Genomic DNA, 12,938 nt, shown 5'->3' with positions numbered 1-12,938 from the left:
TTCCTGTGGGGACATTTGTCCATTATCGGTGCCAGGCACGCAAAAAAGACAAATGTCTTTTTGCGGTGCCTGGCACCAAATGGTTAAATGATTCCTGAGGTACTCAAAAATACCAGGATGATGACGATAGGAACGATCCAGCGCATCAGGAATTTCCAACTGGTATAGGAAGCTTCTGTGAGTGAGTTGGCTTGAAAAAATTGTTCCTTGACGATGGTCTGATTCATTTTATAGATGATAAAGATAGCGATCAACAGATTTCCAAGCGGGAGCATGATATTGCTGACAAGATAATCTGTTAAATCAAAAACAGTCCGATTGAACCATTTGTAATCAGCCAAAATGCTGGATGATAGAGCTGCGGGGATGCCAGCAGCAAAAGAAACCAACCCTGCAATCCATGTAACCTTTTTGCGTGAATGCTTCCCATTTGCTGTAAAAGCGGCAACAATGATTTCCAATAAACTGAATGATGAAGTCAATGTCGCAAAGAGAAAGAGAATGAGAAACAAGCTTAAGAACAGTTCCCCGAAGGGCATTTGCGCAAATACGGTTGGCAAAACAATGAACAGCAGCCCCGGTCCCTCAGCCGGTTCCAGTCCAAAGGAAAAGACTACCGGAAAAATTGCCAGCCCGGCAAATAAAGAAACAATGATATTCATAATCACAACCGAACCAGCAGATGCCGGAATGCTCACGTTTTTATCCAAATAGGAACTGTAGGTGACCATACAGGAAAACCCGACGGCTAAAGCAAAAAAGGATTGTCCAAGGGCATACAGTACCGATTCACTCGTGATATTTGAAAAATCCGGCTGAAGGAAGAACTTAACTCCTTCCATCGCGCCGTCTAATGTCAGGGAGCGAACCACCAAAATAATGAAAAAGATAAACAAAAGCGGCATCATATATTTATTGGCCTTTTCAATCCCATTCTGAACGCCAAGGGCAATTACAATAATATTAATAAGAAGAAAAAGGGCTAAACCAATAATCGTAACCGCAGGGCTGCTTGTGACGTAACCAAATAGACTAGGATAATCAGCTCCATCCACAATCACTTTCCCAAAGACAGACATCAGGCTGTATATCAGCACCCAACCGCCGACAACGCAGTAAAAGGACATCAGAAGAAAACAGCCGATTACTCCCATTCGCCCGACATTGACCCAAAGGCTGTTGGGTGCCAGTTTTTTATAGGCACTGATTGCTTCACTGCCCGAACCGCGTCCAATGATAAACTCTGCGATCAGCATCGGCATACCGATAGCCAGTGTAAAGACAATAAATAATAGAAAAAAAGCTCCGCCGCCGCTCATCCCTGTTACATAAGGGAATTTCCAAATTGCCCCCAACCCAATCGCCGCACCAGCTGATGCCAGAATAAATCCCAGCTTCGACGACCATTTTTCCGTGTTATTTTCCAAACTTATCTCTCCATTCCATACATTTGACAAAAATTGAATTTGGGCCGTCACAATGACGCCTCGAATTCATGATACCATACGTCCATATAGGAAAAAATCTTTAGTGGAATACGGTCATGAGATTTTTATGCTGGAATGAATTGTAATCTTACCGGGGATACATTTCCTCTTCATTTTCACTAGTAATACTTCACTCGAATTATGAAAAGGGCTGTTTTCATTAAGTGCTTTTGGAAAACTGCTGATTATCAGCTTTTTTATATATCAATTTTCCTAATAATGGAATTATCCAATGGTCTAAACCGATTTTTTCAGCATTTATTCCAGCCGCAAGAATAAACATTCCTAGTAAAACCATTTGGGGATTTGTACTTGTTGTTCCTGATAACATATAAGCAAAGTTCATGGTAAGTCCCATTAGAATAGAAAATGATGTGAAAATTCCTAAAATTAATCCAATACCTACTAAAAATTCCCCCCACGGAACAATGGCGTTAAAAACATCGATGTATGGTATTGCAACCTCTTTTAAAAAATTCCCCCACCAGGGTTGAACAGCAGGGTGTTCACCAGACATATTTTTTAATGCTCCAAATAAAAAGCCACTAGCATCAAATTTTCCACTTGTGATTTTTCCCCAACCAGCATTCATCCATTCCCATCCAAGATAGAGCCTGAGTACAGTAAGCAACGGTGTAACATAACGATTTTCCTTTAAAAATTTAATAAACATAAATATACCTCCTTATTAAATGATAATGATTATCAATGATATTGATTATCATTTATTATTTTGTGAAAATCAATAAGAAAATAGTATTAATTATTATTCCGATTTTAGTAATTATTCTTATTGATAGATTTTAACGCTACTCCCTCTATTGTTATTACAACTACTTACTCGCATAAAAAGACAGCCTTTCTTAATTGCTGGTACTAACCCATAATGTTTGTTTCTATTTTTATCTTTGTCTTTGTCTTTGTCTTACATAGAAAAGAGATTGACAGAGTTGTTTGTTTAATTAATAATGATAATCATTTTCAACAGGAGGGAAATTATGAAGTTGTTTGGAAAGTTAGGCATTATAGTGGTAAGTATCCTTTTTTTATTAACAGCTTGTTCTACTTCTACCAATTCGTCAGTGTCTAATAATGAAAAGAAGTCTACAGCCGCAGAAGCTGCTGTAAAAACGTCTAAAGAGACAAAGGTGATTTCTTTATATGCTGGTGATATTACAGAAGAGCTATCTGAAGGGAAAACATTGTATTCTTGGGGATATGGTTTGTGGGATGAAAAAAATAATAAGCCGGCTTCTGACCCTACTATCCCAGGACCAGAAATTCGTGTGAAGGAAGGCGAGCATGTTAAGATTATTTTTCATAATCAACAAAAGGAACCACATACCATCCATTTTCATGGGATCGACAATAGTTTCAAAGGGGATGGCACACCAGGTGTCAGTCAGCAGGAGGTAGAGGAGGGTGAAACCTTTACATATGAATTTATTGCAGGGCATGCCGGAACCTACTTCTATCATTGTCATGTAGAGCCGGATCGTCATCCGGAAATGGGGTTATATGGTGCCTTTATTGTGGAGCCGAAGGAACAGAAGGTCAAGTATGATGGAGAATTTGTTCTAATGCTGTCGGAAAGAGACCCTTTACTAAGTGTTGCGGAAGGTACGGAAGCAGGTGCATACCTGGGAACGGCTTCAGAGCATGAACATCTTAATGGAGAATACGATACAGCGGATCGCCATCCGGAGTATTTTACCATTAACGGGAAAATGGATGGGGATATTCCACCATTGAAGGTGAAAAAAGAAGGTAAATACTTGATTCGATTAATTAATGCAGGCTCTGACGTTCATTCTATTCATACGCATGGACATCATTTTAAGGTAGTCGCGACGGATGGCCGTGAAAATCCAAATCCACAAGTAAAAGATACGATCAGTATCGCCCCAGGTGAACGTTATGATCTCGAGTTTATAGCAGATAACCCTGGAGCTTGGCCACTTCACTGTCATATGGGACCTCATGCGACACATGGTATGCATACGTTCATTGTTTATCCTGGATTCGAAGATAAAATCATGAATCATGAAATGCATCAGTTCGGCAATATCGAACATGAATTAGCTGAGATAAAAGAATTTTTATTCAGTGAAAAGTATGAACAGTTAAAGGCAGAGCTAGGCGAATTATCCCGAGATTTTGAACAACTCAAAGACAAATTAGCAATAAAGGATCCGAACTTGGTGAAAAATATTGAGTCAACAGGGACAGAAATTGCTCAACATTTAGTAGCTTCACCCGATCAAAAGGTGCTTCAACAATTGATAGAACAATTGACTGAACAGATGAATCAGGCAAAAGAAATTATGGAGGATGGGGAATAACCTACAGGCTTTTTGTTGTAAAGGTATAGTATGGGTAAAATATGAACAATTTAGAGAAAAAATGGTTAGGATCGCACCTGAATAATCAACAGCAACTTGTCGTCCCAGATCCTCTTTGGCAAGCGATTGTAAATAGGTCTGGATGGTTTCCAGGTGTAGAAGATTAAACGTTTTCAAAAAGTTCTTTAATAGTATTGACAACGATAATCATTCTTCATATAATCGTAATTGAAAATGAAACTCATTATTAATATTATTATTTTATTTCTATTATCTATCGGAAAAGAGGATGTAAGGTGAAAAAGAGAGAATTGAAGGTTATTTTTGCTAGCTTTATAACGGCATCAGCTTTATTAGGAGCTTGTGGGGCTCAAGGAACAGAGAAGCCAAAAGAGGTAAAACAAGAAGAAACAGCAACAGGAGAAGAGTCAAAAGAAAAAGCAACAGAAGAAGCCGATTTGACTGCGGCTTATAATGAAGCAGTTACAGAACTGAATAAGGCTAAAGAAGGAAAAGAAGTTGATTTCGGTATGGTAACCGATCTTTATACAAAAAATCTTCAAAGCCTTGTACAAAAACGTGATGCGGAGTTTGAAACACAAAATGATCAGCATATTACTGCCGCTCTTCAGGCAGGTCAAGACGGTACTATGGACCCTGTCGTTGCTAAACAGATCTTTGATAAATTAATGCAAAAAGTTTTCTATACAACAGTTAAACATGAATTTACTGAAATTGAGGAAAACTGGGGCAAGAAGGAAGTAGTTAATAAGGAACTTGAAGAAGCAAAGGAATTTTATACAGTCCTGCAATCAACGGTTGAAAAACGTGATGCTGCATATGAAACGAATATGGTTTCCGTTATTGCCGGTGGTTTCGATGAAATCGAAAAAGCCATTGAGTCAGGTGATAAACTTGGTTTCCAATTAGGAAAACAAGTGGTAGATAAAACGTTAATGAAGACCTTCTATTTTGCTACTGGAGCACTTCCAAATGGATATGCGACAAAAGTTGCAGCTGCAGCAAAGGAAAATTTAGAAGAGGCTAAAATAGAGCAAGCAGAGGGCTGGGCATTCTATCAATCTATTTTCAGCTACTTAGATAAGCACGCTGCTGAAGAAGCTGCTTTTATTGAAAAACAATTTAATTTAGAAACCGATGTGGCAACCATTGATCCTGCAGCTGTTAATAAAGCATTTGTACGTGGATTCGCTAAAATTGCTTTAGATGAATATGCAGAAAGCTTAGAAGCATGGGGAGAAGACAAGTCAGCGGTTACGGCTCTAGAGGGTGCATTGTTTATTGATGTCATTGGTGAAGATATTAAAGGAATCATTGGCGAAGAAGCATATGGTACATTAGCTGAACAGGCTCAGAAATATCTTGAGGCAGCAAAAGCGAAGGATAAGGCAGCAGGAGAGCCAGTTCTAGCTGAAATCCAAGCTACATTGCAAAATGTAATTGACCAAGCGAAATAAGCAATGAACTGTACTGGGGAAAAACCTTGTCATATAACAAGGTTTTTCCTTTTGGATAAAATATCTATAATATAGGATAATAAGGATAATTAACTGGATAGAGGTATTAAGTTGAAGATAATTATTACAGGTGGTGCAGGGTTCATTGGCAGCCATCTAGCAAGAAGACTAATGTTAGAACATCATGAAGTACATATCATCGATTGTCTGCATCCATATTATTCGTTAGAAAGAAAAAGGAAACAATTAAGTACGATAGATTCTTTATGCAGTGAATCATTTACTCCATTAAATCTTTTAAATAGGGAAGAAACAATCTCTTGCTTTCAATCTATTTTACCGGACGCTGTTATCCATCTAGCGGCTTTACCCGGTGTCGCCTATTCGATTGAAAGGCCTCTTGAGTACGTGGATTATGATGTTAAAGCGACCATTAATGTACTTGAAGCCTGCGGACAAAGTGAGGCTAAGCAAATTATTTTTGCTTCTTCCTCATCGGTTTATGGAAACCAAACGGGTCCATTAAAGGAAGAGATGGCTAACGGAAACGTGATTTCACCGTATGCGGCTTCCAAATATTCTGCAGAGTCTTTTTGTCATGTATATAGGCATTTATATGGTTATGAAACAAAGATATTAAGGTTTTTTACTGTCTATGGCCCTTGGGTTCGTCCAGATATGGCCATCGGAATCTTCTTAAAAAAGTTGCTGCAGAACCAAGAAATCACCCTCTTCGGGGAAGATCGAGTGCGGGACTTTACCTACATCGATGATATCGTGGACGGGATTTATTTATCATTAACAGAATTACACAAAAGTGAAGTAATTAATATTGGTTCCGGCAAGCCTATCTCTATGCTTTCCTTACTACAAGAGTTAAAGCAATATTTTCCTAAGATGGAGATTAAGAAAGAAGAATCGCGTATAGGGGATGTTGTGCAAACGTGGGCTGATATCCGTAAAGCAAACGATCTTTTAGGCTATAGACCTCAGATAAGTTTCGCGCAAGGTCTAGCTGAAACTGTAAAGTGGGCGAAGGATAATGAAGCTTTCCTTTAAAACGATAAAGTTTTTATGTGCCCTTTTGATTTTAAGTATTTTTTGTTATTTGACGTTTCATTATTTTGATGGTAAAGGGATTTGGCATGGTGTAAAGGACATTATTCAATCACCTTTCATCCTATTTACTATTTTAGCAGTATATTTGGTGTCTTTCTGCTTGAAAGCCCTGGCTTGGAAATGGTATTTAAATGACCGGCCTAGATTTTCAACCTGTTTACTGGGAGTTTTATATAGTTTATTAGTCAATCATTTATTGCCGCTCAAAGCAGGTGATCTTGTCAGAATGAAAATAATGAGCACTCGGGATGATATAAACTTTGAGGAGACGGCTCATTCTGTTATTGTTCTAAGGCTGCTTGACATGATTTGTTTAATTGGCTTTACGCTGATAGGCCTTTTTATTCTTAATGTAGACTTTCAAATATCCATTCCGCTTATTACGATGGGAAGCATTGTATTTGTTCTTTCCATGCTTATCGTTGTACGGTTTTTTCCAACTTTCTTAAAAAGGCAGTTTAAATTATTTAAGCAAGCGTTTAGAGGCGTGAAGGGCATATTTATCTTTACCGCTATAGGATTCAGCTGGATGTTGGAAGCAGCCATTCTATATGGAACGGTTATGGTCTACAATGGAAAGCTATCGATCCTCGAAGCGGTTTTTGCCAACAGTGTAACAGTTTCAGGACAAATTTTTCAAATAACACCGGGGGGAATTGCCAACTATGAAAGCTTTCTTGTCTTTGCCTTACGATTGTTCGGCTTTGCGATGCAAGAAGGTTATATGATTGCTATTGTTACTCATGCTGTCAAATTCTTTTTTTCCTACGCTGCAGGAGTCGTGGCTGTACTCATATATCCCATCCCAATCAAGACAGTGCTAAGTTGGAGCAGAGTGAGAGGAGTGAGGGGAAGATGAAAAGTGCATCAAAGTTTGAAAAGGTAGCGGCACGCTGCTGGAATTTATTAAATGAAGGGAAGCCTTTTACACCAATCTTTGTCGTCGGAACGATGTTGTTATTTCATATCGAAGCTTTGACCCATTGGGATTCGGCCTTAGCCCTATTTCAGTCGTTTTTGTATGTGATCCCATTGTTTGTTCTTTATTATGTTTTCGCTTTTCCACTATTTTTACGAAACTATCTTTGGGTTCCATTTGTTGTCTATTTAATGATTTGGAATGATACAAATATTGGTCTATTATTCTTTTCCATCGGGCTTTATTTCTTTTTTACCGTATTCTTTTGGGGAACGCTTTATTATCATTTAAGGATTGGCACGACATGGTTAAACTTTACCCGTTTTTGGAAGCTCGTGATGAAGAACAGTGATTCAACAAGTGGAAACGCTCAAGAGCAGATTCCTAAGTTCTTACTTTTATTATCTCTTTGGCAATTCTTCTTTGAAAAAATAGGTTCAGGTACTTCTGTGGATTTGTTATCGATGGCAATATTTTATCTTTTTATACTTGTCTTTGCATACATTCTTCATCGCAATCTATTCGATTGGAAGCCAAAAATGTATACCGGCTTTACAAGAGATCATTTTCTACATCCTGAGAAGGCCCTTTCGGATAAAGCCATTGTCATTGTCATTGACGGTATGCGTAAGGAACGTTTTTATGAAGCAGATACACCATTTCTCGATTATTTGAAGGACAATGGTACAGAATATACCAATATGGAAACCGTCTATCCGGCTAGAACGGTCGTCTGTTTTTCATCGATGTTTACAGGGACGTACCCGATTGAACATGGAATGCGCTCCAATATGGTTTGGAAGTTAGGGATTAAGGTGGAGAGTATTTTTGATTCGTTGCGGAAGGTTGGAAAAAAAGGAAGGATGTTCGGATGTGCCCATCTGGTTGATTCGATGGGAAACGATGTTGAAACCTTTACGGCAGTCATGCATAATGATCAGGTAGATTCTGCTATTATGGATCGAGCAAAGAAAATCGTGAAGGAACAGGATCCAGATTTGTTTATCGTACAAATGATTGCGACAGATCAAACCGGACACAGTCGCGGTGTGCTCTATGATGAATACCTGCAAAAAATTCATGAAGCAGACATTCTTGTAAAGGATTTTGTCGACTGGCTTACAGAGGAGGGGAAAATGGACAATACGACCCTTTTCATTTGTGCAGATCATGGGCAGGCTGACGGAATCGGTGGACATGGTCATTTAGATGAGGGAGAAAGATTTGTTCCCTTTATTATTCATGGACCTAATATTGCTAAAGGAAAGATAGTGGAGGAAAAGCACAGTCTTGTCTCCTTAGCACCTACATTAGCTTATTTATTGGGTGCGCCTTTTCCTAGTCACAGCAGAGGCAAGGTCCTATTAGATGCTATTGAACAGAAGGATAAGATGACAAAATGAATAAACTTCAAGTGATTGTATTTTTACCGGCTTACAACGAGGAGCAATCAATTGGGGCTGTCATTAAGAATATTCCGAGAAACTTTCATGACAAAGTGAATGTGAAAGTATTGGTCATTGATGACGGTTCCAAGGATGCAACCGTTGAAGTATCAAAAAGAGCGGGTGCAGACTATATTGTCAGTTTTCCGAAAAACCAGGGACTTGGTGCGGCAGTTCGTGCTGGACTGCGTGAATGCTTTGAAAGGGGTGCGGATATTGGGGTTATGATCGACGCGGATGGGGAGTATCCTGCCGATTACATACCGCATCTGTTACAGCCTATTTTCCAAGGTGAGGCGGATTATACAATGGGGTCCCGCTTTTTGGGTACAATAAAGGGCATGAAGCTTCATCGCCGTTTGGGAAACTATTGTTTTACGTTTCTTCAAAGCCTGTTATTGAAGAAACGGATTTACGACGGACAGTCCGGGATGAGGGCTTTTACAAGACAAGCGTTAGAGCATGGCGAAATTATTCATGACTATAATTATGCACAAGTCCTGACGTTAAACCTTGTTCGAAAGGGATTTCAGGTGAAGGAAGTTCCTATTCCATATCATGTTCGTTCAACTGGGGCATCCTTTATCACATTTAAGGGATATTTATCATCCGTTCTGCCAGCTATCTGGAAGGAATGGAATCGAAAGGTGGAAAAAATTGATATCCAAAAGAATGCATGTGATTTGGAAATACTAGGTAAGTTGAATTTTAATGAAGATATTCATAAAAAAGGAATGCCAATCGCAAAATAATATTGACATAAATAATGATAATCATTATCATTATTGAAAGGAGAAATAGGTATGAAAAAACGAATGCTTCTATCATTTACAGTTATTTTCCTCCTCACCCATTTATTCTCTATAACGGCTAATGCTTATACATATGGTGATCCAAATAAGGAAGACTTGGCTGAGGTCTATAAAGAAATGATGATAGAATTAGACAAAAACCCGCCAGACTTCAATACAGCACGAAAACATTATGAAACCGTAAAAGAAGAAGTTGATATGCATATGGGACCCGATCCTTCGAGCGTTATTCTGCAAAATTTAGAGGCTCAAGACAAAGAACAGACGGTCAAAAATATGGATGAACTTCTTATATTAAATATTGCCCGGCGTTTGGAAAACGTTGAAAAGAATTTCTCTGAGTTTGATACGAGTAAACGGCTGCTGGCAAAGGGGTTTGCTACCTATGAAGCACTATCCCCAAAAGTAGAAGCAAAAAATTCAGATCTTGATAAAAATATCAATGCAGAATTTGACAAGGCTTTAGAATCGTTAGGAAACCCTGGACTTTTTGGCGTGGGGCAGAAAGAAGCCGATTTAGAGACTTTTAAGGCAAGTAAAAAGACGATTCTTTCAAGTCTTCAAGCAGAGTTTAATATAAAAAGTTTGGAAGTTGGACATTTTTCTGAAAGTGCTGCAACAACCGAAAAAAATAATAAGGATTGGACTGATTTATCCAATATTCGAAATTGGCTTCCAATCATTATTATTGCCGCGATCATCATTGTTGTCATTATCGCAGCTAGAAGAAAAAGAAAATTAAAAAAATAAGCTGTTTGATCGTAGGGGAGAGGTGAGAATTCATGGAAATACAGGCATTATTAATTACATTTCGCGAGGCTCTTGAAGCTTTGCTGATTGTAGGAATTATCACGACATACTTGAAAAGAACGGATAACAAGAAGTACACAAAATTTATCTGGCTGGGGGCCGGGCTTGCCATATTGGCCAGTGTTGGGGCTGCGATGTTATTTCAGCTTGTATTCACAGGCTTTGCGGCTATGGTCAGCGAAATGTACTTGAAAATAAGCATTATGATTATTTCTGCTCTCCTATTGACGCAAATGGTATTTTGGATGGCGGGTCATAGCCGGGACTTAAAAGGAAACACAGAAGACAAGATGAGTAAGTTCATTTCAACAGGTAATGTTATTGGGATGGTCATCCACTCATTCTTGGTGGTCCTTAGGGAAGGGATTGAAACTGTATTTTTCTTTGCGGCCATTACAGGCGGGAATATTGGTGCCGCGATGCAAGGATGGGGAGCCATTACGGGTGTCATCATTGCAGTCGTTGTTTCTTACTTATTCTTTAAAGGAACGATGAAAATATCGCTGAAGACATTTTTTAAAGTTACAGGGGCATTTATCATTTTAATTGCTGCCGGCTTGCTGGTTCAGGCTATCTCAATGATGCAAGACTTAGAGATTATCGGGAGCATTATTCCGCATCTATACGATTTGACCTGGATTCTTCCAGAGCACCCAATTGATTATGAACATTATGTGCGTGATCATGGAACCGCACCGTTATTGTCAGGGGAAATTGGCATCTTTTTAAAAGCATTGTTTGGCTATTCATCTATGCCATCCATTGAAGAGGTTATTGCTTATGTCGGCTATTTTGCTGGTATCTATTTATTGACTTCTTATCGATCTGATGATGTACAGCAAAGCGTTAAAGAAGAGACAAAAGATTTAGAAACTGCAGCTGTAAGTAATCAAAAAAAATAAGTGTTTTCAGGAAAAGTACAAGGAATTGCCCTTGTGCTTTTTCTATGCCTAACTGCTGCATGCTTATTTAGAAGGGTGGTTATATGGAAATACGCAGAAAAGTTGAATGGTATCACATACTTCTGGTTATAACTAGTGTGTCGGCTATCCTCATTTTGTTCCTGTACCAATTAAGGTATCTTAATGATTTCGCTGCTACATGGGATCAAGTCGATTATTCCCTTGCGCTGCAACGATTTGATATTATGGCGATGCAGCCGCATTTTCCTGGCTATCCTTATTTTATTCTCGGAGGATTGTTTATTCATCAATTCATAGGGGAGCAAACGGCTTCATTAACGGTATTTAATATTCTCTTTTATTTTAGTGCAGTATTCCCCATTTATAGGCTGGCAAGAAGGTATGTTTCACCACATTTGAGTTTCCTGATTACTGCGATGATTTACTCTTCTCCATATGTACTTGTCACTGTAAATCAGCCGATGTCAGAAGGAGCAGGATTAGCCGCATTATGGTGGTATTTCTGGAGCGTTGACAGGGCTGTTCGGATGAATGACCGCCGCGGAGACTGGCTGCCGCTCGTTCTTTTTAGTTTATTACTTGGAATTCGTCTGTCTTATATCCCTTTTGGAGTCGGGTTAATTTATTTGTTTTGGAAAAAGCGGGCGGAGTATAACCTGCAGCAGTTGAGTATACGAATCCTGTTTGCATTGCTATTTCAGTTAGTGTGGGTAAGCGGGCTTGTTTTTTCTGAAGGAAGTGTCACCGGATTTGTGAAACTTGCTCTTGCTTTCACGAACGGTCATTTTAATGATTGGGGGAATACAGCAGTCTCAAGCGATCAATCCATTTTGCAGCGGACGATCACCTTGCTATTCACTAACCTCTTTTGGCATGGACTTTCATCGTTATCCATTTTTATCGCTGCTATCATGACCGCGTTATGGCTGCTGAGTTTATTTCATTTTAAGTGGAGTTTGCAAAAACTTTCACTGGCATATGTGATGGCTGCAAGTTATATTATCTGGGCGTTATTGGCGCAAAATGTAGATAAACCCCGGCATATCGTTCCTGCTGTCCTGTTTCTCCTGTTTGTCCTGTTTGTGACGATTTCAAAGAAATGGTTCCGCCCTTTGGTGACTGGTCTTTGTATCGTTTTGCTTTGGTCTTGTGTGCTAAAATCTGTGGATATGATTCATACGCAAGCTACCCAGATTCCTGCCAGCTATCAATTGGCACAATACATACAGAAAATGGGCAAACACTCTATTGTTTATACATGGGAAGAAGCAAGGGTTTTAGACTATCTCAATGTTACCATTCCTCATAAAGAGATCATAACATACGAGGTTTTCTTACACGATATAACTTATTATGGAAATAATCATATCTATATAACCAATAAAGTGGCTGAAGGTTTTTTGCAACAAGGGATAGATCTTTCAGGCAAAATGAAAAAGGTTAAAACGTTCCAATCCGATCCTGTTTATGACCCTGTTTATCATGAAATTACTCTATATGAATGGATTCAATAATAAAACCGAATAAAGGAAAGAGAAATCAAAAGGGTTTTTACTTCCCGGCAAGGAATTTAATTTTGATAGAAAAAGCATCTTTTTAATGA

11 protein-coding genes are annotated in these 12,938 nt (G+C 38.8%); 9 read left to right on the top strand and 2 right to left on the bottom strand.

Translation table 11 applies throughout. The features are described 5' to 3' along the window. Positions 1 to 83: 83 nt before the first annotated feature. Positions 84 to 1,427, bottom strand: coding sequence for a sodium-dependent transporter (locus tag HNR53_RS17720; protein ID WP_184528488.1), 1,344 nt, complete (start codon positions 1,425 to 1,427; stop codon positions 84 to 86). 220 nt (positions 1,428 to 1,647) lie between these two features. After that, positions 1,648 to 2,160: a DoxX family protein gene (locus HNR53_RS17715; RefSeq protein WP_184528486.1), complete on the bottom strand. Its 513-nt coding sequence runs from the start codon at positions 2,158 to 2,160 to the stop codon at positions 1,648 to 1,650. A 325-nt stretch (positions 2,161 to 2,485) separates the two neighbouring features. On the opposite strand from HNR53_RS17715, the gene HNR53_RS17710 reads away from it, so the two are divergent. The 9 genes from HNR53_RS17710 (at position 2,486) to HNR53_RS17670 (ending at position 12,849) form a co-directional block, all read left to right on the top strand. Beyond that, positions 2,486 to 3,829, top strand: coding sequence for a multicopper oxidase family protein (locus tag HNR53_RS17710; protein WP_184528484.1), 1,344 nt, complete (start codon positions 2,486 to 2,488; stop codon positions 3,827 to 3,829). A 296-nt stretch (positions 3,830 to 4,125) separates the two neighbouring features. Beyond that, positions 4,126 to 5,307 (top strand): hypothetical protein, encoded by a 1,182-nt coding sequence (locus HNR53_RS17705; protein WP_184528482.1) that lies wholly within the window; start codon positions 4,126 to 4,128, stop codon positions 5,305 to 5,307. A gap of 111 nt (positions 5,308 to 5,418) precedes the next feature. After that, positions 5,419 to 6,366 carry an NAD-dependent epimerase/dehydratase family protein gene (locus HNR53_RS17700; RefSeq protein WP_184528480.1) on the top strand — a complete coding sequence of 316 codons (948 nt, stop codon included), beginning with the start codon at positions 5,419 to 5,421 and terminating at the stop codon, positions 6,364 to 6,366. Then, positions 6,350 to 7,285 (top strand): lysylphosphatidylglycerol synthase transmembrane domain-containing protein, encoded by a 936-nt coding sequence (locus tag HNR53_RS17695; RefSeq protein ID WP_184528478.1) that lies wholly within the window; start codon positions 6,350 to 6,352, stop codon positions 7,283 to 7,285. The genes HNR53_RS17700 and HNR53_RS17695 overlap by 17 nt, the downstream gene beginning before the upstream one ends. Beyond that, positions 7,282 to 8,748, top strand: coding sequence for an alkaline phosphatase family protein (locus HNR53_RS17690; protein WP_184528476.1), 1,467 nt, complete (start codon positions 7,282 to 7,284; stop codon positions 8,746 to 8,748). Before HNR53_RS17695 ends, HNR53_RS17690 begins: the two co-directional genes overlap by 4 nt. After that, a complete protein-coding gene (locus HNR53_RS17685; protein ID WP_184528474.1) occupies positions 8,745 to 9,542 on the top strand; it encodes a glycosyltransferase family 2 protein in 798 nt (265 codons plus the stop codon). The genes HNR53_RS17690 and HNR53_RS17685 overlap by 4 nt, the downstream gene beginning before the upstream one ends. A gap of 51 nt (positions 9,543 to 9,593) precedes the next feature. Continuing rightward, entirely contained in the window at positions 9,594 to 10,352 is a 759-nt protein-coding gene (locus HNR53_RS17680) for a hypothetical protein (RefSeq protein ID WP_184528472.1), read from the top strand. Positions 10,353 to 10,384: 32 nt separating this feature from the next. Further along, entirely contained in the window at positions 10,385 to 11,314 is a 930-nt protein-coding gene (locus HNR53_RS17675) for an FTR1 family iron permease (protein ID WP_184528470.1), read from the top strand. An 83-nt stretch (positions 11,315 to 11,397) separates the two neighbouring features. Next, on the top strand, positions 11,398 to 12,849 hold the full coding sequence (locus HNR53_RS17670; RefSeq protein WP_184528468.1) for a glycosyltransferase family 39 protein: 1,452 nt from the start codon (positions 11,398 to 11,400) through the stop codon (positions 12,847 to 12,849). Positions 12,850 to 12,938: the final 89 nt, after the last annotated feature.

It is taken from the genome of Bacillus benzoevorans (assembly GCF_014207535.1).
In the GTDB taxonomy this organism is placed as follows: domain Bacteria; phylum Bacillota; class Bacilli; order Bacillales; family Cytobacillaceae; genus Bacillus_BD; species Bacillus_BD benzoevorans.
This window is presented reverse-complemented; position numbering and strand designations above follow the sequence as displayed.

What these genes read in the sequence shown, in the direction of transcription:
- HNR53_RS17715 (WP_184528486.1), bottom strand. Translation starts at nt 2,160, where the DNA reads ATGTTTATTAAATTTTTAAAGGAAAATCGTTATGTTACACCGTTGCTT.
- HNR53_RS17710 (WP_184528484.1), top strand. Translation starts at nt 2,486, where the DNA reads ATGAAGTTGTTTGGAAAGTTAGGCATTATAGTGGTAAGTATCCTTTTT.
- HNR53_RS17695 (WP_184528478.1), top strand. Translation starts at nt 6,350, where the DNA reads ATGAAGCTTTCCTTTAAAACGATAAAGTTTTTATGTGCCCTTTTGATT.
- HNR53_RS17690 (WP_184528476.1), top strand. Translation starts at nt 7,282, where the DNA reads ATGAAAAGTGCATCAAAGTTTGAAAAGGTAGCGGCACGCTGCTGGAAT.
- HNR53_RS17685 (WP_184528474.1), top strand. Translation starts at nt 8,745, where the DNA reads ATGAATAAACTTCAAGTGATTGTATTTTTACCGGCTTACAACGAGGAG.
- HNR53_RS17680 (WP_184528472.1), top strand. Translation starts at nt 9,594, where the DNA reads ATGAAAAAACGAATGCTTCTATCATTTACAGTTATTTTCCTCCTCACC.
- HNR53_RS17675 (WP_184528470.1), top strand. Translation starts at nt 10,385, where the DNA reads ATGGAAATACAGGCATTATTAATTACATTTCGCGAGGCTCTTGAAGCT.
- HNR53_RS17670 (WP_184528468.1), top strand. Translation starts at nt 11,398, where the DNA reads ATGGAAATACGCAGAAAAGTTGAATGGTATCACATACTTCTGGTTATA.